Origin of the sequence: Xanthomonas dyei (assembly GCF_002939865.1) — a bacterium.
Taxonomy (GTDB): Bacteria; Pseudomonadota; Gammaproteobacteria; order Xanthomonadales; family Xanthomonadaceae; genus Xanthomonas; species Xanthomonas dyei.
Window position 1 is genome coordinate 14,662 of the sequence record NZ_MDEE01000016.1, and the last position, 22,375, is coordinate 37,036.

The 22,375-nt window shown below is 65.5% G+C and carries 20 protein-coding genes and 2 other RNA genes; 11 read left to right on the plus strand and 11 right to left on the minus strand.

Going from position 1 to position 22,375, the window contains the following annotated elements:
• Positions 1 to 13: 13 nt before the first annotated feature.
• Together XdyCFBP7245_RS12085 and XdyCFBP7245_RS12090 are read right to left on the minus strand one after the other, a co-directional pair.
• Entirely contained in the window at positions 14 to 451 is a 438-nt protein-coding gene (locus XdyCFBP7245_RS12085; RefSeq protein WP_104615870.1) for an HIT domain-containing protein, read from the minus strand.
• Entirely contained in the window at positions 448 to 1,110 is a 663-nt protein-coding gene (locus XdyCFBP7245_RS12090) for a dienelactone hydrolase family protein (RefSeq protein WP_055850012.1), read from the minus strand. The genes XdyCFBP7245_RS12085 and XdyCFBP7245_RS12090 overlap by 4 nt, the downstream gene beginning before the upstream one ends.
• A 183-nt stretch (positions 1,111 to 1,293) precedes the next feature.
• Here XdyCFBP7245_RS12090 and rimO point away from each other — a divergent pair, with 183 nt between their 5' ends.
• Positions 1,294 to 2,667: a 30S ribosomal protein S12 methylthiotransferase RimO gene (gene rimO, locus XdyCFBP7245_RS12095; RefSeq protein ID WP_104615871.1), complete on the plus strand. Its 1,374-nt coding sequence runs from the start codon at positions 1,294 to 1,296 to the stop codon at positions 2,665 to 2,667.
• Between the two features lie 280 nt (positions 2,668 to 2,947).
• On the opposite strand, the gene greB is transcribed toward rimO, so the two are convergent.
• Positions 2,948 to 3,454 carry a transcription elongation factor GreB gene (greB, locus tag XdyCFBP7245_RS12100; protein WP_104615872.1) on the minus strand — a complete coding sequence of 169 codons (507 nt, stop codon included), beginning with the start codon at positions 3,452 to 3,454 and terminating at the stop codon, positions 2,948 to 2,950.
• A gap of 111 nt (positions 3,455 to 3,565) precedes the next feature.
• On the opposite strand from greB, the gene XdyCFBP7245_RS12105 reads away from it, so the two are divergent.
• Complete coding sequence (locus XdyCFBP7245_RS12105; protein ID WP_170068624.1) at positions 3,566 to 5,032, plus strand: rhomboid family intramembrane serine protease; 1,467 nt, start codon at positions 3,566 to 3,568, stop codon at positions 5,030 to 5,032.
• Between the two features lie 260 nt (positions 5,033 to 5,292).
• Here XdyCFBP7245_RS12105 and XdyCFBP7245_RS12110 read toward each other — a convergent pair.
• Together XdyCFBP7245_RS12110 and XdyCFBP7245_RS12120 are read right to left on the minus strand one after the other, a co-directional pair.
• Positions 5,293 to 5,368: non-coding RNA, sX9 sRNA (locus tag XdyCFBP7245_RS12110), on the minus strand.
• Between the two features lie 60 nt (positions 5,369 to 5,428).
• Complete coding sequence (locus XdyCFBP7245_RS12120) at positions 5,429 to 6,703, minus strand: hypothetical protein (protein ID WP_170068625.1); 1,275 nt, start codon at positions 6,701 to 6,703, stop codon at positions 5,429 to 5,431.
• A gap of 433 nt (positions 6,704 to 7,136) precedes the next feature.
• Here XdyCFBP7245_RS12120 and nudK point away from each other — a divergent pair, with 433 nt between their 5' ends.
• Positions 7,137 to 7,736 (plus strand): GDP-mannose pyrophosphatase NudK, encoded by a 600-nt coding sequence (gene nudK / locus XdyCFBP7245_RS12125; RefSeq protein WP_104615942.1) that lies wholly within the window; start codon positions 7,137 to 7,139, stop codon positions 7,734 to 7,736.
• 70 nt (positions 7,737 to 7,806) lie between these two features.
• On the opposite strand, the gene XdyCFBP7245_RS12130 is transcribed toward nudK, so the two are convergent.
• Positions 7,807 to 8,364: a hypothetical protein gene (locus XdyCFBP7245_RS12130; RefSeq protein WP_104615874.1), complete on the minus strand. Its 558-nt coding sequence runs from the start codon at positions 8,362 to 8,364 to the stop codon at positions 7,807 to 7,809.
• Positions 8,365 to 8,394: 30 nt separating this feature from the next.
• On the minus strand, positions 8,395 to 9,900 hold the full coding sequence (locus XdyCFBP7245_RS12135) for a helicase HerA-like domain-containing protein (protein ID WP_104615875.1): 1,506 nt from the start codon (positions 9,898 to 9,900) through the stop codon (positions 8,395 to 8,397).
• 283 nt (positions 9,901 to 10,183) lie between these two features.
• On the opposite strand from XdyCFBP7245_RS12135, the gene XdyCFBP7245_RS12145 reads away from it, so the two are divergent.
• Positions 10,184 to 11,764, plus strand: a complete 1,581-nt coding sequence (locus XdyCFBP7245_RS12145) for a transglycosylase SLT domain-containing protein (RefSeq protein WP_104615876.1) — start codon at positions 10,184 to 10,186, stop codon at positions 11,762 to 11,764.
• 44 nt (positions 11,765 to 11,808) lie between these two features.
• Here XdyCFBP7245_RS12145 and XdyCFBP7245_RS12150 read toward each other — a convergent pair.
• From XdyCFBP7245_RS12150 to XdyCFBP7245_RS12165, 4 genes are all read right to left on the minus strand, one after another.
• Positions 11,809 to 11,885: non-coding RNA, sX9 sRNA (locus XdyCFBP7245_RS12150), on the minus strand.
• A 61-nt stretch (positions 11,886 to 11,946) separates the two neighbouring features.
• Positions 11,947 to 12,930 (minus strand): hypothetical protein, encoded by a 984-nt coding sequence (locus XdyCFBP7245_RS12155; RefSeq protein ID WP_228323050.1) that lies wholly within the window; start codon positions 12,928 to 12,930, stop codon positions 11,947 to 11,949.
• A 160-nt stretch (positions 12,931 to 13,090) separates the two neighbouring features.
• Positions 13,091 to 13,939 (minus strand): archaetidylserine decarboxylase, encoded by an 849-nt coding sequence (gene asd / locus XdyCFBP7245_RS12160; protein ID WP_104615878.1) that lies wholly within the window; start codon positions 13,937 to 13,939, stop codon positions 13,091 to 13,093.
• The gene (locus XdyCFBP7245_RS12165; RefSeq protein ID WP_104615879.1) at positions 13,936 to 14,586 is read right to left on the minus strand and encodes an SCO family protein; all 651 of its coding nucleotides are present in this window, start codon (positions 14,584 to 14,586) and stop codon (positions 13,936 to 13,938) included. Before XdyCFBP7245_RS12165 ends, asd begins: the two co-directional genes overlap by 4 nt.
• 80 nt (positions 14,587 to 14,666) lie before the next feature.
• Between XdyCFBP7245_RS12165 and prmB the strand changes: the two genes are divergently transcribed.
• From prmB to XdyCFBP7245_RS12200, 7 genes are all read left to right on the plus strand, one after another.
• Complete coding sequence (prmB, locus tag XdyCFBP7245_RS12170) at positions 14,667 to 15,593, plus strand: 50S ribosomal protein L3 N(5)-glutamine methyltransferase (RefSeq protein WP_104615880.1); 927 nt, start codon at positions 14,667 to 14,669, stop codon at positions 15,591 to 15,593.
• Positions 15,583 to 16,071, plus strand: a complete 489-nt coding sequence (locus XdyCFBP7245_RS12175; RefSeq protein WP_104615881.1) for a hypothetical protein — start codon at positions 15,583 to 15,585, stop codon at positions 16,069 to 16,071. Before prmB ends, XdyCFBP7245_RS12175 begins: the two co-directional genes overlap by 11 nt.
• Positions 16,061 to 17,164, plus strand: coding sequence for a chorismate synthase (gene aroC, locus XdyCFBP7245_RS12180; protein WP_104615882.1), 1,104 nt, complete (start codon positions 16,061 to 16,063; stop codon positions 17,162 to 17,164). Before XdyCFBP7245_RS12175 ends, aroC begins: the two co-directional genes overlap by 11 nt.
• Positions 17,157 to 18,215 (plus strand): 2-hydroxyacid dehydrogenase, encoded by a 1,059-nt coding sequence (locus tag XdyCFBP7245_RS12185; protein ID WP_104615883.1) that lies wholly within the window; start codon positions 17,157 to 17,159, stop codon positions 18,213 to 18,215. The genes aroC and XdyCFBP7245_RS12185 overlap by 8 nt, the downstream gene beginning before the upstream one ends.
• Positions 18,216 to 18,299: 84 nt before the next feature.
• A complete protein-coding gene (locus XdyCFBP7245_RS12190) occupies positions 18,300 to 19,325 on the plus strand; it encodes an aspartate-semialdehyde dehydrogenase (protein ID WP_104615884.1) in 1,026 nt (341 codons plus the stop codon).
• A gap of 516 nt (positions 19,326 to 19,841) precedes the next feature.
• Complete coding sequence (locus tag XdyCFBP7245_RS12195) at positions 19,842 to 21,824, plus strand: type IV pilus assembly protein FimV (protein WP_170068626.1); 1,983 nt, start codon at positions 19,842 to 19,844, stop codon at positions 21,822 to 21,824.
• Positions 21,821 to 22,204 (plus strand): VOC family protein, encoded by a 384-nt coding sequence (locus XdyCFBP7245_RS12200; protein ID WP_104615886.1) that lies wholly within the window; start codon positions 21,821 to 21,823, stop codon positions 22,202 to 22,204. Before XdyCFBP7245_RS12195 ends, XdyCFBP7245_RS12200 begins: the two co-directional genes overlap by 4 nt.
• Positions 22,205 to 22,375: the final 171 nt, after the last annotated feature.

Below are 22,375 nucleotides of genomic sequence, written 5' to 3' on the forward strand. Positions count from 1 at the left end.
GGCGAACGGGCGCCTATCGTAGCCGCTGCGCCCATGCCGCGACACGCTCCTGTAAGGCGTCGGCGGCAAACCGCTGTGCCGGGCCGCTGCCCCAGACCGGGCCCGGCCAGGCCGCATCGCCGGGATGACGGCCGACCAGGTGCACATGCAGCTGCCGCACAATATTGCCCAGCGCCCCGATGTTGAGCTTGGCCACGGCTGGCTCCACGCGCAGCAGCTGCGAGAGCTGGTTGATCTCGGCCAGCAACAGGCGCTGCTGGCCACCATCCAGATCGATCCACTCGCTGACATCGGCCACCCGCGGCACCAGCACCAGCCAGGGGAAGCGGGTGTCGTCCATCAAGCGCACCTGCGACAGCGGCCCCTCGGCGACGAACACGCTGTCGGCCGCCAGCCGCGCATCCAGCTGGAAGTCGCCTGCTGCAGGGGCGCTCGATGCCGGTGCGCTCATCCCAGATGCGCCTCGAAGAAGCCCAGGGTGCGTTCGAGCGCGCGCTCGGCGCTGTCGGCGTCGTAGTGGTTGGGGTCGATGCTGCGGTTGAAGGCATGGCCGGTGGGATACACGAAGGTTTCCATCTGCGGCAGTTTTTCGCGGTGCGCCTGGATCGCTTCCGGCGGGATGCTGGCGTCCTGTTCGCCGAAGTGGAACATCACCGGCGCCTTGGGCGTTTCGTCCAGCAGCTGGGTGTTGCGGCCGCCGTAATAGCTCACCGAGGGCAGGCCCAGGCGGATGGCCGACAGCAGCGCCACCGAGCCGCCCCAGCAATACCCCACCGTGCCCACCTTGCCGGCGCGGGTCAGCAAGGTGGCGGCGGATTTGACCACCTCCACTGCGCGTTCCAGGCCCACCGCGTTGGCCAGGGCCAGGCCGCGTTGCACGCTGGGCTGGTCGTACGGCAGCTGCACGTCCTTTTCTTCCAGATCGAAGAAGGCCGGCGCCAGCACTTCATAGCCGCGTGCGGCGTAGTCGTCGGCGACCGCGCGGATATGTTCGTTGACGCCGAAGATTTCCTGGATCACCACCAGGCCGCCGCGCGGGCTGGAGGCGGGGGTGGCGTGCCAGGCGGCAACCTGGCCGTCGGGGGTGTCGAGCGTGGTCCAGTGACCCATGGGAATTCCTGATGTGCGGCGAGGGAGGTGCGCATTATCGACCGGACCGGCATGGTGAAAAGTGAGGGTTTCGCAAAGCCGGCCGGGCTGGTGCGTCTTTGCGGTTCAGAGCGTTGCCCGTACGCCGCTATAATTGGCCTTGCCCAGGCCCCAGGCCGCTCCGTTTCCCAGGCTCCTGCTTCCATGTCCCAGCTGAACCCCAAAGTCGGCTTCGTCAGCCTTGGCTGCCCGAAGGCGCTCGTCGATTCCGAACGCATCCTCACCCAGCTGCGCGTGGAGGGCTACGACATCGTGCCCAGCTACGACGCGGCCGACGTGGTGGTGGTCAACACCTGCGGCTTCATCGATTCGGCGGTGACCGAATCGCTGGATGCGATCGGTGAGGCGATGAACGCCAACGGCAAGGTGATCGTCACCGGCTGCCTGGGCAAGCGCCCCGAGCAGATCCGCGCGGCCTACCCGCAGGTGCTGGCGGTGTCCGGCCCGCAGGACTACCAGAGCGTGATGGAGGCGGTGCATGCGGCCTTGCCACCGCGTCACGACCCGTTCGTGGATCTGGTGCCGGACTACGGCATCAAGCTGACCCCGCGCCATTACGCGTACTTGAAAATTTCCGAAGGCTGCAACCACCGTTGCAGCTTCTGCATCATTCCCTCGATGCGTGGCGATCTGGCCTCGCGTCCGGTGGACGAGGTGCTGCGCGAAGCCGAGCGGTTGGTCCGCGGCGGGGTCAAAGAGTTGTTGGTGGTGTCGCAGGACACATCGGCCTATGGCGTGGACCTGAAGTACGCCGAGCGCCCGTGGCGCGATCGCATGTACCAGACCCGCATGAAGGCGCTGTGCGAAGGCTTGTCGGAGCTGGGCGTGTGGACGCGCCTGCATTACGTGTATCCGTATCCGCACGTGGACGATGTGATTCCGTTGATGGCCGAAGGCAAGCTGCTGCCGTATCTGGACATCCCGTTCCAGCACGCCAGCCCGCGCATCCTCAAGCTGATGAAGCGGCCCGGTGCGGTGGAAAAAACCCTCGAGCGCGTGCAGCGCTGGAAGGCGATGTGCCCGGAGATCACGGTGCGCTCGACCTTCATCGTCGGCTTCCCCGGCGAGACCGAGGCCGAGTTCGAAGCGCTGCTGGAGTTTCTGGATCAGGCGCAGCTGGATCGCGTCGGTGCATTCGCCTACTCGCCGGTGGACGGCGCCAGCGCCAACGCATTGCCAGACCCGGTGCCGGAAGAAGTGAAGCAGGAGCGCCTGGCGCGCTTCATGGCCAAGCAGGCGCAGATTTCCGCCATGCGGCTGGAAGCCAAGATCGGCAGCGTGCAGCAATGCCTGGTCGATCTGATCGAAGACGACATCGCTGTGGCCCGTTCGCGCGCGGACGCGCCGGAGATCGACGGCCTGGTGCATATCCAGAACGGCGGCGAGCTTGGGCTGAAGGTTGGCGACCTGATCGATGTGGAAATCACCGACAGCGATGACCACGATTTGTTCGGCGACGCATTGCCGCCCACCGGCGCTGCCCAGCAGGGGCGCGCGCTGAACCTGCAGATGGTGTAACCGGACGCAAGCCGGCGCACGTTGCGCAACGGCAACGTGCGACACCAAGCCGCCACGCGCCCTTCGTAGGAGCGCGCCAGAGCGCGACAAGGCCTTCCCGATCAAGCCAATCGCGCACGCTGCGCGCCTATAGCGCAGCCGATCGCATCAGTTGCCTGCGCGCGTTTCATCCGCCGAGCGCATCGCCCAGCAGGGTGGTGATCACGTCAGCGCGATGCTTCTTGCTGACAACACCATCGCATAAAGGCGCCTCTACAGCTCAGCCGCCTGCGTCACCTGCTTACTGACTGCCGTAATCCACCGACACCACCACAAAGGTGTGCTTTCCGGCCGGCAGTTGCGCTTCGAACTCATCGTCCACACGCTTTTTCAGCAGCGCGCGGGCCAGCGGCGAATCGATGCTGATCCAGCCCAGGCCGGCGTCGGTTTCGTCCGGACCGACGATGCGATAGCGCAACAGCTCGCCGCTATCTGTATCTTCCAGCTCCACCTGTGCGCCAAAAAACACCGCGTTCGGGTCGGTGGGCGCGGTATCCACCACGCGCAACGCTTCCAGGCGTTTGCTGAGATAGCGCACACGGCGGTCGATCTCGCCTAGCTGCTTCTTGCGATAGGTGTACTCGGCATTTTCCGATCGATCGCCCTCGGCAGCCGCCGCGGCCAGTGCGCGCACCACCTCGGGCCGCCGCACCCGCCACAGATCTTCCAGTTCGACCTTCAGACGGGTGTGACCTTCGGGCGTGATCAACGCGGTGCTTTTTTCGGCGGGCGGGCGCCAGCGGCTCATGTCGGGCGTGGGGTGTCGAACGGTGGGGGCGCGATGCTAGCGCGCATGGACGGCTTGCGCATCTGCCGCCGCCCGGCGAAGCTTTGCGCCATCTCGGACACGGACGTTGTCATGTTGCTCATGCCGCTGCACAAACCCTGGTCGCGCCAGAACATTCCGTGGGTGACGCTGCTGCTGGTGCTGATCAATGTCGTGGTCTATCTGGGCTATCAGCGCAAGGACGATGCGCTGGTCGAAAACGCCGTGCATTACTACGTCGCGTCCGGGCTGGGCACGCTGGAAGCGCAGGCGCACGCACGCTACCTGGCGCAGACCACCGACCCCAAACTGCGTGCCGCGCGGCAGGGCAAGCTGGACAGCGTGCCGGCGCCGCAGCGCACCGCGTATCTGGCGCATCTGACACTGCACGATGTCGCATTTGCGCAGGCCTTGCGCGGCGGCGCGTTATTCAAGGACGAGGAGCAGATGCGCGAATGGCGCGGTCTGCGTGCGCCTTACGATGCCCGCCTGTCCAGGGTGTTTACGCTGCGTCATCTGCAACGCAGTTCGGAGTGGTCGCCGGCGCGCATGCTCACCGCCACCTTCTTGCATGGCGACTTCGATCATTTGCTCGGCAACATGGTGTTTCTGCTGGCGCTGGGCACCTTGCTGGAAGGGGCGATCGGCAGCGGCTGGTTTCTGCTGCTGTATCTGCTGGGCGGGTTTGGGGCCAGCGCAGCGAGTCTGTGGTGGCGCTGGGGCGAGCCCGGCGGCGGGCTGGGCGCGTCCGGTGCGATCGCCGCATTGATGGGGGCGTTCTGCGTGGTGTGGGGCCGTCGTCGGGTGCGGTTTTTCTACTGGTTTTTTGTGGTCTTCAACTACGTGCGTGGGCCGGCGATTCTGCTGCTGCCACTGTGGCTGGGCTGGGAGTTGTACAGCCTGCTGGGCAGCGATAACGGCGGTGTCGCCTTCGAAGCGCATGCTGGCGGTTTGCTCAGCGGTGCGCTGCTCGGTGCGTTGCTGGTCGCAGTGCGGCAAACCCGCCCGGCCTTCATGGACGAGGACGCCACCGCACAGGTGGACGACCGCTGGGAGCGTGCGCAGCGCCATCTGGGTCGCATGGAGAACCTTGAAGCCGAGCGGCTGCTCGCCGAGCTTGCCAGCGAGACGCCACACAGCCCGGACGTTGCGCTGGCCCGTTACCGCGTGGCCCGCAACGCCGGGCGCACGCAGGACGCCGTGCGCCATGCACAGACGCTGTTGCACCTGCCCAGCCATAACGCACAACAGACGCGCGTCCAGTTGGGCGTGGCAGCAGAACTGAGCAAGGACACGATCGCCGTTGCGCTACCGGCACGCATGGCCCTGGTCGGCGCGTGCCTGCGTACCGGGCTGCTGGCCGATGCCGAGCGTTTGTTGAAGGAGTGCGAGATCGATGCGCCACGCGCCGAACTGGCCCAGCAGTGGTTTGTGCTGGCGCTGCGGCACGGCGAACTGCAGGCCGGCGAACAGCGCACGCGGGTGTTGCAGCTGGTGCGCGATCAATTTCCGGAGCAGGGGCAGGCGGTCAAGGCGCGTTTTCTGCTTGAGAATGGTTGACGTAGCTGCGTGTTCGAGTGGATTTCGGAGGGTACCGGCGGCAGGCGTTTTTAAAGCCGTCTCAGCAGCGGCTAGCCGAGCCGAGCGAGCGGTCGTCGGTGCGATTGGATGGCGCGCTCAGTACTCACTACATGCCGTTCTGAGAGCCGAGCGCGCGCGTACTTGCTGCTATGCAGGCGCTTTATGAGGTGCGTCAAACCGGCTTTGAGGGCGGGCCACCACCGTCCGGCTGCGGCGATATTTGTTGGACTGCCAAGAGCGGCTAACAGAACGTAGCCAGGAGTCGTCAGGTGGGTGTGGACGGCGCGGCCGAACCGGAGTGTACGAGTGGTCCATGCCGCACCGTGCACCGGCTGCGCGCGCCTGGCGGTGAGCGCAGTCGTTTTGTTAGATGCGCTAAACCGGTTGGATCGCAACCGCCCGCAACGCCGCATCCAGCTTTGCGCGTTGTGCGGCATCTTCGCAATGCGCCGACGCGTTCTGCAGAATGGCGCGCGCCTGCTCATCGCGGCCGAAACGCTCGGCCAGCATCAGGCCGGCATCCAGCGACCAGCTCGGCAGCATCGGATCGCGTGGCCAGCCTGCGATGGCGGCCAGCAACCCATCGGTCGCGAGCTGAAACTGCCCGGCCATCTTGGCGCGCTCGGCGAGTAGCGTGGCCTGTTCGGACAGGAGCGGAGTAAACGCGGGGTCGTTGTCCAGGGCTTCGCGCTGCAACGCAAGCGCGCGGCGCTCCTGCTTCTCCTGCAGCAAGCGATTGATGTATTGCTGGGTGTGCTCGCGCAGCTCGTCGTTGCGATGGTGCTGGCGCAGCAGGCGTTGATACAGCTCATGCACCGCCAGGCTCACCGCGCGCGAGCGGACCGCGCCCCGCAGGGCCTGGAACGCCTCGTCGGAATGCCCGTCGCGCACGTACTGTTCGGCCTCGTCTAGCAGGCGCTGGTCCGGGTCGGCGCGTTCGTGCACATCCCCGCCGCTGGGGACGTAGCCCAGCGCTTCGTGGTACTGGTACACCAGATACCCGAGCAGATGAAAACTGGCGAACAGGGTCCAGATCGAGGTCATCATCACCGTCGCCTCGCGTACCAGCGGGGGCAGATATTTCAGTGCGACGAAGACCGCTGCCGTGCCGCTGCCCTGGATCACGTAAAGCAGGCCATAGGCGGCCAGATACGGCCAGCCGATCCGCAGCGCCATGTCGATCGACACCGCCGGGTTGAGCGCGCGGCGCAGGCTGCCATCGATGGCGAGCGAGATCAGCATGCCGGGCAACAACAGCATGGTGCCTAGATAGGCGATGGTCAGCCCGAATTTACCTGCAAGCGCGGCGGCAACGCCGATCACGATGCCCAGTGCAAAGGCCAGCAGGATCAGACGCAGCACCGCGCTGTCGAAGCTGTTGTAGCCGAGCCGGGGCGCATCGGGCTGGCCATCGGCGGTGTGGCGCAGGATGTCGAAGGCATAGGTGTAGGTCGCCATGCCCAGCACGCCCATGACCACCAGTTTGAGGATGCCCGGCAAGACCAGCAGCGCGCTGCACAGCGTCAGTGCGATCAATGCATACAGCGCCGAGCCGCGCAGCGGATAAGTGGCGATCGCCGGGATGCGGGTCCAGAACGGTGCGGGCGCAGCCTGCGCAGCAACCCTGTGCGCGCGAAAACGGTCTTCCATGACGCTCCCCAAGCGTGTGATGTGACGGGATTGTGCGGCGATGCGTGGCTGGGTGCAATTGGGGTATCGCGGCTACCCGGTGACGTCGAACTGGGTGGGATCCGCTGTCTGCCGCATGCAATCCTGCGGCTGCACTGCCTGGCGCCGTGAATATCGCGGGGCTGGCAGGCGGCGTGCGCGGGACCTGCGTGGTGAGCTGCACAAAAGCGCAGATGGTGCCGCCGGCACGTGGCTGGCTCACAACGATTGAACGCAGTGCGACGGGAGAGCCATCGGGCATCAGGAACCATCGGTCGCGCACATGGACTTCTGCGTAGAACCTATGGTTCGCTACCGGTCGGCTGCCGGCCATGTGGCGATGTTGCTGCAGGCGGCACGCGCTGACGTGCAATCGCGGTGGCGCAGTCATTCCCCCTATCGCAAGGAGTTCTGCTTGAATCCATCTGTTGCCGACACCCCGCAGGTTCGCATTCGCAGCATTGATGTGCTGTCAGACAACTGCTATGTGCTGCGCAAGGTCACCTTCGACTTCCAGCGCAAGGACGGCCGCTGGCAGACGGTGTCGCGCGAGGCGTATGACCGCGGTAACGGCGCCACCATCCTGCTCTACAGCCGCGCCAGGCAGACGGTGATGCTGACCCGGCAATTCCGCCTGCCGACGCTGCTCAATGGCAACCCGGATGGCATGCTGATCGAAGCCTGTGCCGGCTTGCTCGACCAGGACGATGCGCTGACCTGCATCCGCAAGGAAACCGAAGAAGAGACCGGCTACCGCATCGACAACGTGCGCAAGGTATTTGAAGCGTTCATGAGCCCGGGCTCGGTCACCGAACGCTTGTACTTCTTCGTCGGCGAATACTTCGACGGCGACAAGGTGAGCGACGGTGGCGGGGTCGAAGAAGACGGCGAAGAGATCGAGGTGTTGGAGCTATCGCTGGACGCTGCGCTGGCGATGATCGCCTCCGGCGAAATCGCCGACGCCAAGACCATCATGTTGCTGCAGTACGCCAAATTGCATGGCGTGCTGGAGTAATCAGAGTTCGGTCAATTGTATCGTCCGGCAACTTGCGGGTTGCCGGAGCCAGTCGATAGTGGTGCTGCGCTCAGCGCACACGTTTGAGTGTTTTGTCGACGTATTCGGACGCACCGCCACTCTGGCAGTCTGAGCCATCCTGCGAGAGTAGGATGCCCGTGACGGCTTTGGAATGTGTGTTTTCGTTGATACGAAAGCCATATAACGGATAGGCGAGGGGAGGGTTGCGCGCTGCGTCCGGCTCCCGTTCGAGTATCAGGCAGCTACCTGCGATCTCATCTATCCACCAGGTGCTACGCAACGTCACGGTTCGTTTGCGAGAGTCCGGATCCTTTCCCGATAAACATGTGTAACTCAATGTGTAGTGACGACTCTCTGGGCGTCCTTTGGTCGCGTCAAGGCGCAAATCTGCAGTAGCTGCAGGGCAGTCTGTTCGATCTACCGTTACCTGGATGTTTCCGTTGTAATGTCCGGCCAGCAGATGCTGTCTGCGTAATGGCCATTCGATCGAGCCATAGTGACCAGGCGTGTCGTCGTAATCGCGATTGCGTAACTGCTGTGCGGAGCAGGTTGCTGCGATGAGCAGCAATAGGCCAAATCCCCGGCGATACCGGTAGATGCGGTGCATGATTTACGTCCTTGTCGTGTTCGAAAGCCCTCAACGCTTCCCACCAAGAATACTGCCGAAAATCCCGCGCACGATCTGCTGCCCGATCTTGCTGCCGATGGTGCGCGATGTTTGTTTGGCCATCGTTTCCAACATGCCCTGGCGGCGGCCGGTGCCGAACACCGCGTCCTTGACCGCTTTTCCGAAACCGCTGTCCTGGGTTTCCTCCTCCTCGCGCGTGCGTGCTGGAGGGGCGGCGGTCTGCGCGGCGACCTGTTCGACGCGGCGTGCCAACAGCTCGGCTGCCGATTCGCGGTTGATCGCGGTGTCGTAGCGTGTGCCCACCGGGCTGGCCGCGCGGACCTGCGCGCGTTCGGGTGCGCTGATGGCACCCATGCGGCAACGCGGCGGAGCGATCAGGGTCTGCTGCACCGGCGCGGGCACGCCCTTGCCCTCCAGTGGCGACACCAGAGCCTCGCCGGTGCCCAGGCTGGAGATGGCGGTGGCCACATCGAGCTTGGGATTTGCCACGAAGGTCTGCGCCGCGGTCCTGACTGCTTTCTGGTCGCGCGGGGTGTAGGCACGCAGCGCATGCTGCACGCGGTTGCCGAGCTGGCCAAGAATGTTGTCGGGAATGTCATCGGGAAACTGCGAGCAGAAATAGATGCCCACGCCCTTGGAGCGGATCAGCCGTACCACCTGCTCGATGCGTTGCACCAGCGCCGCAGGCGCGTCTTCGAACAGCAAATGCGCCTCGTCGAAGACGAACACCAGCTTGGGCTGGTCCAGATCGCCCACTTCCGGCAGGCCTTCGAACAACTCCGACAGCAGCCATAGCAGAAAGGTCGAATACAGCCGCGGCTTGAGCACTAACTGGTTGGCCGCCAGGATACCGATCACCCCGCGGCCGTCCGGCGCGACGCGCATCAGCTCGGCCAGTTCCAGCGCCGGTTCGCCGAAGAACTGCTCGCCGCCGTCCTGCGACAGCCGCAGCAGCGCGCGCTGGATCGCGGCCACCGATTGCGCCGAGACCAACCCGTAACTGGTCGACAGCTCCTTGCGTTCTTCCACCACCAGCGCGAGCAGGGCACGCAGATCGTCCAGATCCAGCAGCAACAGGCCGCGGTCGTCGGCCAGCTTGAACACGATGTCCAGCACGCCGGATTGGGTGTCGTTGAGTTCCAGGATGCGGGCGAGCAGGGTGGGACCCATTTCGCTCACCGTGGTGCGCACCGGGTGGCCGAGCTGCCCGTACAAGTCCCAGAACACCACCGGGCTGGCGGCTGGTGCGTAGTCGGCGATGCCCACATCCGTGGCGCGCTGCAGCACGCCGGGCGCGCCGTCGCCGGCCACGGCCAAGCCGGCCACGTCGCCTTTCACATCGGCCAGGAACACCGGCACCCCCAAGCGCGAGAAGCCTTCGGCCAGGGTCATCAGGGTCACGGTCTTGCCGGTCCCGGTGGCGCCGGCCACCAGACCATGGCGGTTGCCGAAGCGGCCTTCGAGCAGGACCGGAATATCGTCGGTGACGCCTTTGCCGAGCAGGAACGAGGCCATTGGGCAGATCCGGTGAGGAAAGACCGGATTCTAGCGGGCAACGTTGCCGCACAAATCGGTGGGCGACGTATGGGTTCTGACAGCCAGGCGATGCGGCGAGCCGGCGCCTGTCTCCAGCAAGGCCGACACCGTGCGCGCCGCTGCCAGACAACCGGCTCCGCCGGTTTTCACTGCAACGGGCAGGCGCGCCAAGCTAACGCGCCACTGACCTGCCGGCGGCATCGCCTTGCCCCGGTGTCGTCCCGGCGGCTACCCTGCCTGCCTTTCCGCTGCACTGTCTCCGATGCCGCTCGCTCATTTTGGTTTGCGCCCATGGCCTGTCCTGGCTGTGGTGGCGCTGATGTCTGTCGTCCCCGCCGCCCACGCCATCTCCAAGCGCGACACGGAGAAGGCTGCCGTGCTCGATACACGCATGGCCGCGGCCGAAAAGCGCTACCGCGATGCGCTGGTGCTGGTGAACAACTCCGACCCCAAGGGCACCGCCGAAGGCGACGCCGCACTGGAGGACATGGAGGACGTCATCGACGCCTGCATCAAGCAGCGTGGCTGTTTGGTGGCCAATCAGCTGGCTACTTACAAGCGCCTGCTCAAGGCGCGCACCGATGCCGAAGCGCCGGCCGCCGAAGACCCGGAAGACGACGACACCCTGCTGCAGGCCGACCCGGATCATCTCGGCCCGGTCGCCAACGGCGTGCCCGAGGCGGCGCGTGCGGCCACCCTGCTCAACGACCAGCGCCACGAGTTCGACAAGATGGTGCAGTACAACCCGGCCGTGCAGGCCGGCATCCGCCGCTGGCTGACCGATATGCGCCCGGCGTTGATGACCAGCTACGACAACTACAGCAGCCTGCGCGGGGTGATGTGGCCGGAATGGCAGAAGCGCGGCCTGCCCGAGGCGCTGCTGTTCGGCATCATGGCCAAGGAATCCAACGGCAAGGTGCACGCCAATTCGCGCGCCGGTGCGGCCGGGCTGATGCAGTTCATGCCGGCCACCGGGCGGCGCTTCGGGCTGGGCCCGGACGGCACCGGTTTCGACACGCGTTTCGATGCACGCAGCGCCGCCGAAGCCAGCGCCGCGTATCTCAACGAGCGCATGGCCGGCCTCAACCGCAGCATCGAGCTGGCGCTGGCCGCCTACAACGGTGGCGAAGGGCGTGCTGCGCGCGTTTTTTCGCAGACCGGCGGGCGCGGCTTCTGGGAGCAGGACGTCTACAACCAGTTCCCGGCCGAAACCAAGGACTACGTGCCGATGGTGATCGCTGCGGCGTGGATCTTCCTGCACCCGCGCCAGTACGGCGTCGATTTCCCCAAGCTCGACGCGCAGCCCGCCACGCTCAAGCTCGCCAAGTCCACCACGATCTATGAGCTGACGATCTGCCTGGGCGGCATGGGCGTCCGCGAGGGCTACATGCGCGCGCTGCGCAACCTCAACCCGCGCTATGAACCCGATGGCTGGATTCCGGCCGGCACCGTCATCAACGCCACCAATCGCATCGCCAGCCTGTACACGCGTTACTGCGTGAACGGTCCGCGTGCGGACCTGGCGCGCACCTTGATCACTGCCGATCTCAACAGCGCCATCGTGCGCAGCAGCGCAACCGAGTACACGCCGACCGTGGCGGTGGGCGATGTCAGCCCGATGGCCGGCGTGCCGACCACCGTGGCCACCGGCCAGCCGGCGGTCGCCAAACCGAAGGCGAAGCAGGCGCGCAGCTACACCATCGCCAAGGGCGACACGCTCGGCCGCGTGGCGCAGAAGTACCAGTGCGAGATCAAGGAACTGGCCAAGGCCAATGGCCTGAAGGCACCGAGCTACGCACTCAAGCCGGGGCAGAGCATCAAGCTGGCGGGCTGCGACCGCTGAGTGTGAGGTGCTGCGATCGCAGATTGCAGCACCTCACTTGGAGCGGCTGAAAAAACGTAGCGAGCAGCCGTCAGGTGGGTATCGACGGGGCGCTCAGGAACGACGTGTACGCGTGGTCCCTGCCGCACCGAGCACCGGCTGCGCCCGTCTGGCAGCGAGCGCAGTCGTTTTGTCAGCGGCGTTTAAGTCGGCGGCGCAGCTGGTGCCGTACCTGCCTGCGAGGAGGGCGGCGAGTCGCTGTCCTCGCTCCATCGTGCCTTGAGGCCGTCCCACCATTGCGTCCACCGCGCGCGCCAGCTCTGGCGCAACGCCTCGGGACCAAAGCGCTGCGCCTGCTGCTCTGCAAACTGCATCGCCTGCTGCATCAGCGGCGAGCCGTTCTGCTTGATCGCCTGCCACATGAAACGGCTGAGGATGCGGGCGATGACCAGATTGGAATCCAGGTCGCCGCTCTCGGCTTCCACATGCAGGATCAAGGTGTGCAGTTCGGCACGCACCTCCGGCGGCACGCCGGGATTTTCGCTGAGCCGTTTCAGACGGCGTAAGCCAGCCAGATAACGGTGCTCGGCCAGGTCCAGCCCGGCGCGCGCCAGTTCGCCCAGCCACGGTGCACGCACCGCCAGCGCAATCGCATCGACATGCAACACCACGTTTTCCCAGCGTTTGTCCTGCATCGCGGCATAGGCCATCACCACGTGCAGCATCACCAAGGTGGCGAAGTCGCCTTCCGGATCGGCACTGTTTTTCCATAGGCTGTCGCTGGACTGTTGCGCCAGTTGTGGCCATTGCTTGCGTTCGTAGGCCACCGAGCGCAATGCGGTGGCGATCACGCGCCCCTGGGGAGCGCAATCGCGCTCCAGCAGGTCGGCCTCGGCGATTGCTGGCAGCAATTTGTTCGCCGATAGCGCCGTGTAGGACAGCATGGCGTGCAGCATGCAGATGTCGTCGGCGGTCAACGGCGCGGGCGGGGTGTCCAGCAGGGCACTGCCGCGCTGGTACGCCGCAAATGCGATCGGTAAGCCCTGCTCACTGAAGTGTCGGTAGCCCCGGTACTGCAGGCCACCGCGCAGGTCGTCCAGTTGTTGCTGCTCGCTCTTGTGGCCGCAACCGGTCACTGCCGTGAGCAGCGCAATCGCCAGCGGCCAGCGCAACATCCGTGTTGTCATCGAAGATCCTGAAAACCGCCGATATCCGGCGGTTTGAAGTGCAGGTGAAAAAGCGGGCGCAGCGTTCGCTGGCTGTTTCCAGCGATGCAACGTGCTTTGAAAGGATTGCGGTGACGAGTAACCACAACCAACAACACCGTAGCTGACCGCGTCGCTGCGCTCAGCCCACCTGACGATGTGCGAGCGCTTGGCCTAGACGCACCGCCGTCTCTGCAGCAAGTGCGCCATCGAGTTTGGCCACACCCGGCGGCAGCAGCACGATCACTGTCGAGCCGTAATTGAAGCGCGCCATCTCCGCAAACCGCTCCAAGACGATTCCCTTGCCACGGTAATCCTTGCGCGTGATGCGGTCGCCATAGCGTGGAATTTCCACGCCGCTCCACACCGTTTCCACGCCGGACACCAGCAGCGCGCCCACCATCACCGAGGCCATCGGGCCGAACTCGGTGTCGAAGTGGCACACCAGGCGCTCGTTACGGGCAAACAACCGCGGCACGTTGCGCACCGCATCCGGGCCCACGCTGAACAGGCGGCCGGGCACATGCACGGTTTCGCGCAGGGTACCGGTCCACGGCATATGGACGCGGTGGTAGTCCTTGGGCGACAGATACACCGTCGCGAACAGGCCGTCGTTGAACGGCGCAGCCGCTGCCGCGTCGCCGAGCAATTCGGCTGCAGTGAACGACTGGCCCTTGGCCTGAAAAATGCGCCCGTTCTCGATCGGGCCGAGCTGGCTGATACGGCCATCGGCCGGCATCAATACGGTTGCCGGGTCGGCATCGGGCACGCGTGCGCCCGGCTTCAGGGCACGGGTGAAGAACGCATTGAAGGTGGGGTACGCGCGCGGGTCCGGTTCCTGCGCTTCGCTCAGGTCTACCCCGAACTTGCGTGTCACCGTGTCGATCAACCATTGCTTGGTCGAAGGCGTGTCCGAGTACGCCAGCGCGCGCGCCATGGAGGACAGCAACCGATGCGGCAGCACGTAGGTCAGGGAAGTGACGAAACTCACGGAGCGGTTACCTTGGTCAGCTGTTGGAGGTCGGCGGCAATCGCCTTGGGGTCGAGCGGCGGACGGATCAGGCCGGTCAGGCGGCCTTGCGGATCGAGCACGGCGATGCCGGCCGAGTGATCCATGCTGTAGTCGTTGGGGTTCTGATCGAAGTTCTTGCCCGGCACCTTCTGGAATACCAAGCCCAGCGCGGTGGCAAAGCGTTCCAGCGCCGGCACGTCTGCGGTGGCGGCCAGCGTGTCCTTGTGGAAGGCGTGAGCGTACTCGCCCAGCCGCGCAGGCGGGTCGCGCTGCGGGTCCACCGACACGAACAACACGCGCGGGCGTAGCCCGTCGGGGATGCTTTCCCACTGCTGCTGCGCCACCGCCAGATCGGTCAGCGTGGTCGGGCAGACATCCGGGCAGAAGGTGAAACCCAAAAACACCAGCGTCCAATGCCCTTTCAGTTCGCCAGACACCAGCTGGGTGCCATCGGACTGGCGCAGGCTGAACTGCGGCAAGGGGCGCGGCTGCGGGTAAAACGTGATGGTTTGGGTGGGCGGCCAGGGCGAGCGGGGCGCACCGCCGAAGAACTTCTGGCCCAGCAACAACCCAAGACCGGCGGCCAGCGCCACCAGCAGCACGATGCCGGTATTGCGATTGAACATGGCGGTTTCCAGTGCAACGGACGCTCATGATACCGATCCGACCTCTATAATCGTGGGCCGATTCCTTTTTAGTTGTTGCCATGACTGCCGCCGCGGCCGACGAACTGCACACCATCATCGACCTGATCCGCTACGGCACCAGCCGTTTCAACGCAGCCGGTCTCACCTTCGGTCACAGCTACGACAACGCGCTGGACGAAGCCACCCAACTGGTGCTGCACAGCCTGCATCTGCCGCACGACCTGGGCCCGGCGTATGGCCAGGCGCGGCTGCTGCGCGACGAAAAAGAACGCGTGCTGGGCCTGTTCGAGCGCCGCATCACCGAGCGCGTGCCGGCGGCCTATCTGACCGGCGAAGCCTGGTTTGCCGGCCTGAGTTTCAAGAGCGACGCGCGCGCCCTGGTGCCACGCTCGCCGATCGCCGAATTGATCGAAGCCGGCTTCGAGCCCTGGCTGGGCGGCCGCGAAGTCACCCGCGCGCTGGACCTGTGCACCGGTTCGGGCTGCATCGCCATCGCCATGGGCCACTACAACCCGCACTGGGAGGTGGATGGCGTGGATATCAGCGACGACGCGCTGTCGCTGGCCGCCGAAAACAAGGCGCGCCTGCATGCCGACAACGTCACCTTGCTCACGTCCGACCTGTTCACCGGGCTGGCGGGCCGTCAGTACGATCTGATCGTCACCAATCCGCCGTACGTGACCAACGACGAGACCGACGCACTGCCGCAGGAGTATTCCTACGAGCCGGAGCTGGGCTTGCGTGCCGGCGACGATGGCCTGGACCTGGTGCTGAAGATCCTGCGCGACGCGCCGCAGCACCTGAGCGAAGACGGCCTGTTGATCTGTGAGGTAGGCGAGTCAGAGCAGCATCTGATCAAGCTGCTGCCGGAAGTGGATCTGGCCTGGGTCGAGTTCAAGGTTGGGCAGATGGGCATCTTTGCAGTGGAATGCCGCGAGTTGATCGCGCACAGCGCGCGCATCACCGAGTTGGCCGGTGCGCGCTAAGGCGCCCGCATCGCGTCCGCAGCTGATCGATATCGTGCTGCTGGCGCCGGTGTCCGTCTTCGGGGCGGCCATTCCGTTCGGCCTGCTCGATGTGGTGTTTCGCTTGTTCGACCCGATGTACGGCGGCCCGGCTGCGCAGCGCTGGTTGAGCGCGGCGGCGCAGATCGGTTTTTGGTCGATGGCGTTTTTTGGCCTTGTTTCGGTCTGGATCCTGGCCGGCAGCTCTGATGCGGCATTGCGTGCGCATCGGCGCAGCACCGTGGGCGTGGCGCTTGGCTTGCTGGGTGGGGTGGGCGCGGCGCTCTACCTGCTTGTCGACTGGATGCTCGTTCGTGATGCCGAGCTGGACGTGTTTTTTATGGTGTTCAGCGGATTGTTGGCAGTCGCACCGATGCTGGTGGCAGCGCGTCATCTGCCGCGCATCGTGCGCGCGCTGCCACCTGCTGCAATGTTGAGAGGATGCCGCTATGGGCAGTAACAGTTTCGGCCGCCTGTTGACGGTCACCACCTTCGGCGAATCGCACGGGCCGGCGATCGGCTGCGTTGTCGATGGCTGCCCCCCGGGCCTGGAACTGGCGCCGGAAGAGTTCACCCCGGACCTGCAACGCCGTGCCAGCGGCAAGAGCCGGCATACCTCGGCACGCCGCGAAGCCGACGAGATCGAGATCCTGTCCGGCGTGTACGAAGGCCGCACCACCGGCACGCCGATCGGGCTGCTGATCCGCAACACCGATCAGCGCAGCAAGGACTACAGCAACATCGCCCAGCAGTTCCGCCCCGGCCACGCGGACTACAGCTACTGGCAGAAATACGGCATCCGCGACCCACGCGGCGGCGGGCGCTCGTCCGCGCGCGAAACCACCATGCGCGTGGCCGCGGGCGTCATCGCCAAGAAGTGGCTCAAGCAGCGCTACGGCGTGCTGGTGCGCGGTTACCTCTCGCAGCTGGGCGAGATCCGCCCGACCGGTTTCGACTGGAATGCGGTCGAAGACAACCCGTTCTTCTGGCCGCACGCCGAGCAGGTGCCGGAGCTGGAAACCTACATGGACGCGTTGCGCAAGTCCGGCGATTCGGTCGGTGCGCGCGTGGACGTGGTGGCCGGCGGTGTGCCGGCCGGCTGGGGCGAGCCGATCTACGGCAAGCTCGATGCCGAGCTGGCTGCCGCATTGATGAGCATCAATGCAGTCAAGGGCGTGGAGATCGGCGACGGCTTTGCCAGTGCCGCGCAAAAGGGCACCGAACACCGCGACCTGATCACCCCGGAAGGCTTTCTCAGCAATCACGCTGGCGGCATTCTGGGCGGCATTTCCACCGGCCAGGCGGTGACCGCGTCGATGGTGCTCAAGCCGACTTCCAGCCTGCGCCTGCCCGGTGCGACCGTGGACGCGGACGGCACCGTGGTGGATGTGATCACCACCGGGCGGCACGACCCCTGCGTGGGCATCCGCGCCACCCCGATCGCCGAAGCGATGATGGCCTTGGTGCTGATGGATCAGGCGCTGCGTCATCGCGCGCAATGCGGCGATGTCGGCGAGATCTCGCCGCGCATCCCCGGTCAGATCGATGTCTGAAGCGACACGCCCCAAGGTGTGGGTCAGCCAGCCGCTATTCGACGACGTCGTCGAACAGCTGGGCGCGCATTTCGCGCTGACCACCACCGAGCGCGTCACCGCGTATTCGTCGCATGAGCTTGCTGCGCACCTGGCCAGCGTCGATGGCGCACTGATCACGCTCAACGAGCGCGTGGGCGCGGCCGAAATCGCATCGGCCGCGCAGCTGCGCGCCATCGCCAATGTCGGTGTGGGCTACAACAATCTGGAGATCGACGCGCTGAGCGCGGCCGGCATCCTGGCCAGCAACACGCCCGACGTGTTGACCGAAACCACCGCCGACCTGGGCTTTGCGTTGTTGATGGCCACCGCGCGCCGTATCACCGAGGCCGAGCGCTGGTTGCGCGACGGGCAGTGGGGGCAGTGGTCGTTCAAGACCATGCTCGGTGCCGATATCCACGGCAGCACACTCGGTATCCTGGGCATGGGCCGGATCGGGCAGGGCATCGCACGCCGCGGCGCGCACGGCTTCGGCATGCGCGTGCTATATCACAACCGTAGCCGGTTGGCGGCGCAGACCGAGCAGGACCTCAACGCGCAGTACGTCGATCTCGACAGCTTGCTGGCGCAGTCCGATCACCTGGTGCTGGTGCTGCCCTACGGCAAGCAGTCGCACCACATCATCGACGCTGCCGCGCTGGCCAAGATGCGTCCCAGCGCCACGCTGGTGAACATCGCGCGCGGCGGCATCGTCGATGAGCTCGCGCTGGCCGATGCGTTGGCCAATGGGCGTCTTGCCGGTGCCGGTCTGGATGTCTACGAAGGCGAGCCCGCGGTGCGCCCGGAACTGCTAGCGCTGCACAACGTGGTGCTCACCCCGCATATCGGCAGCGCCAGCCTGGCCACGCGTCGTGCCATGGTGCAGCTGGCGGTGGACAACCTGATTGCCGCGCTTGGCCATGGCCCCAACGCCGGGCATCCGCCGAGCGCGCTCAATGCCGATGCGATCGCAGCCGCCAAACGCGGAGGCACGATCGTGGACGCCAGCAAAACCGGCGCGACCAAACGATAGGGAACCTCCACAGCCAGCGTTGGAGGTTCCCCGAACCCACGCGCAGCGCGTTCCCCTCTTCACTCTTTCGATAAAGACATTCTCATGAGCAACGAAAACCGTCGTTTCAATGTCGCGGTCGTGGGCGCCACCGGCGCTGTCGGCGAAACCATGCTGAGCATCCTGGCCGAGCGCAACTTTCCGGTCGCCAACTTGTACGCGCTGGCCTCGGCGCGCTCGGCCGGTGGGCAGGTCGAGTTCAATGGCGGCAAGGTCGACGTGCTGGATCTGGCCGACTTCGACCCGACCGGCGTGGACATCGCGCTGTTCTCCGCAGGCGGCAGCGTGTCCAAGGAATACGGCCCCAAGTTCGCCGCGGCCGGCGCGGTGGTGATCGATAATTCCTCCGCGTTCCGCTACGACGACGATGTGCCGCTGGTGGTGTCGGAAGTCAATCCCGAAGCGCTCAAGCAGCGCCCGCGCGGCATCATCGCCAATCCCAATTGCTCGACCATGCAGATGCTGGTGGCGCTGGGGCCGATTCACCGCAAGTACGGCATCGAGCGCATCAACGTGGCGACCTACCAGTCGGTGTCCGGCGGCGGCCGCTCGGCGATGGAAGAACTGGGCAAGCAGACCAGCGAGCTGTTGAGCTTCCAGCAAATCGACCCGCAGCGCTTCCCGGTGCAGATCGCTTTCAATCTGATCCCGCACATCGACGACTTCCAGGACAACGGTTACACCAAGGAGGAGATGAAGCTGGTCTGGGAGACCCGCAAGATCCTGGGCGACGAGAACATCCAGGTGAATCCCACCGCGGTACGCGTGCCGGTGTTTTTCGGCCACTCCGAAGCGGTCGCCATCGAGACCCGCGAAAAGATCACCGTCGAAGCCGCGCGCGCGCTGCTGGAAGCCTCGCCGGGCGTGGAAGTGGTGGACGAGCACAAGGCGGGCGGCTACCCGACGCCGGTGACACATGCCTCGGGCAAGGATGCAGTGTTCGTCGGCCGTATTCGTGAGGACTTCTCGCACCCGCGTGGTCTCAATCTGTGGATCGTCTCCGACAATATCCGCAAGGGCGCCGCACTCAACGCCGTGCAGCTGGCTGAACTGGTCGCACAGGAAGGTTGATCCACTGCTCTGTAGGAGCGCGCCTGAGCGCGAAGGCTGTCCCTCTGACGGCTCGTCGCGCCCAGGTGCGCTCCTGCACGAGCTGGCGGCTTGAAGCTTTTGACGACCTGGTGTCGGGGTAAGAAAGTGCCTGTCTTAAGAAGGCGCTCGCATGTGACATGCATTGGCGGCGAAGACTGATCGCACTGCACTGCACTGCACTGCACTGCACTGCACTGCACTTCGCTTTCGAATGAAGCCCGGGTTGGCCCAACTCGTGCTCTGCACAAGCCGATATCGATCGAGGCAGCAGTCGAAGCTGCTGCGCTCTACGCGCACCCCGCAGCAGCCGCAGCGGGTCTTCTTCCTTCTTAAGTGATGGGCTGATCGGTCTACCGATTCACCGCCCGCAGCTGCGCAGCTGCACCGATGTCGCATTGCGGCATCGCAAGCGCGGCGCATGCGCGAGGCACGAACGACTTTTTCGCTCATTCAGCGGCTATATTGATGCCCATGACACATAGGGGCAGGGGCGCGATGCGTCCGATACAAGGGATAGGTGCGTTGCTGTTGATGGCATGCAGCGGCGCCGCCATGGCGTTGGGCTTGGGCGATATCCGGGTGCTGTCCAAACCCGGGCAACCGTTGGTGGCCGAGATTCCGGTCATTTCCAACGAGCCGGGCGAGCTCGACAACGCACGCGTGGCGCTGGCATCGGCAACCACCTTTGCGCGCGTCGGGCTGGAGCGGCCGCAAGGACTGGTCAGCAGCCTGCAGTTCCAGTTCGCGCAGGACGCGCGCGGGCGTGCGGTAATCCGCGTGACCAGCAGTCAGCCGGTGGACCAGCCAGCGATCAATTTTTTGATCGAAGTGGAGTGGAGCCAGGGCCGTCTGGTGCGCGAATATGCCGCGCTGGTCGATGCGCCCAACACCGCTGCCGCGATTGCCGAACCGGCCATCGACGCGCCGCGTGCCGGCGCCAGCAACACCATTGCACGCGAGATTGCACGCGAGCCGGCGGCGGCTCCGGCGGTGGAACGCGCTGATCGGGACGCTGGCGCTGCGCCTGCGCCGACGCGTGCCGCCGCAACCGCGCCCGCTGCCACGCAGGCCGGCGATGCATTGCCGGCCGTGCGCTCGGGCCAGACCTTGTCGGAAATTGCAGCGGGCCTGGCACGCTCCAGCGGGCATTCGCTGGATCAGACCATGCTGGCGTTGCTGCGGACCAATCCGGACGCCTTCGTCAACGGCAACATCAATCGCTTGAAACAGGGCGTCGTGTTGCGCACGCCGCAAGAAGACGCGCTGGCGCAGGTGGGTGCGGCCGAAGCGGCGGTGATGGTGCGCGAGCAGGCTGCCCAGTGGCGGCAGGCGCGCTCGGCCATTCCGCAGCCTGCCGATGCCGGTGCGGCTGCTGCAGCGACGCCTGCCCCTGCCGCACCGGCGGCATCCACCGCGGCCGGTGCCGGCGCGCGGCTCGAAATCGCCCCGGCAGTGGCGAGTCAGACCAACACCGCCGGCGCCACGTCCGGCACCAGTGCCGAAGGCGAGGGCGAGATGGCGGCCAACCAACAGTTGCAACAGGCCAAGGAAGACATCGCCACCCGCGATGCGGAATTGCAGGACCTGCGCTCGCGCGTGGCCGATCTGGAAAAGCTCAAGCAGCAACAGCAAGCCTTGATCGCCATGAAGGACACCGACCTGGCAGCCGCGCAGAAGCGTCTGGCCGATGCGCCGCAGACCACCCCGCAAGGCGGCGGCTTTCCGCTGTGGTTGATCGGAGCGCTGGTGCTGATCGTGGCGGCCGTGGTCGCATGGCTGGCGGCGCGTCGGCGCAAACCCTCGCCGCTGCCGCCGTTGCCGCGCCGGCAGTTCGACTTCGCACCGCCCCTGGCTCCAGTGGAGACCACCGAGCAGCAGGACGACGCGCAGGCCACCGAGCCCAGCGAGCACGATGTGCTGCATGAAACCGAATTCGAACAGGCCAACCTGCGCGAGGACGAGCGCGCTCATGATGCGCAAACGCCGCTGTCGGACGTGTTGCGTCGCGAACCACTGCTGTCCGAACCGGTGGCTATGGCTCCAGTGATCAACAGCGACGAATGGCGTGCGCTACGCGCGACCCCGCCGGCGCCGGTGGCGGAGCTCGAAGTGGCCTATCAGGAACCTGAGGTTGCTCAGGACTCTGATGTGTCGTCGCCGCAGATCGAACCGCAGTACGCCCTTGGCGAGCGCCCATCGGCGCCAGCGGCTGCCTCTGTCCAGGACGGCTTCGACTTCAATCACGTGCTGCAGCATCCCGACGATGTCGAGCAGGCCCCGGTCGTCCCGGTGGGGACGCCCAATGCGGTGAGTCAGAGGGAATTCGCCTCGGCCGGGCGTGATCGCCTGGAATTGGCGGTGGCCTACATGGACCTGGGCGACAAGGACACCGCACGCGGTCTGTTGCTCGAAGTCGCTGCCACCGGCGATGACGCCACTCGCGCCGAAGCGGCGCAATTGCTGGAACAGCTGGCGTGAGCCCGGCCATGGATAGCGTCACGGTGCGCGAGCGGCGGATCGATTACGTGGAGTTCGCCTCCATCGATCCCGATGCCAGCCGGACCTTCTTCGAAACCGTGTTCGGCTGGCAGTTTCAGGCCTATGGCCCGGACTACCTGGCCTTCAACGACGGCCGTCTGGACGGCGGCTTTTATCGCACCACGGTGCCCGCCCCGGCAGAAGGTGGCCCGTTGGTGGTGCTATATGCCGACGACCTGGTCCCGATGCTGGAGCGCGTGCGCGCGGCAGGCGGCGAGATCGTCAAGCCGGTGTTCGGCTTTCCCGGTGGCAGCCGGTTTCATTTCCGCGAGCCCGGCGGCAGCACGCTGGCGGTGTGGTCCGAGCGCGCCGCGGCTTGACGCCAGCGGTGGATGATGGCGTATTGCCGACAGGCGCTGTTGGCACCGTCACCGGCTGTACCATGCACCCGCAGCACCCGTAGCGCGCTGTCGGTGTCACTGATCGACTGTGCGCTTTGGCGGTTCGCAACATGTGATGCAGACGCTTCACCGATTCAATCAACAGGCAGG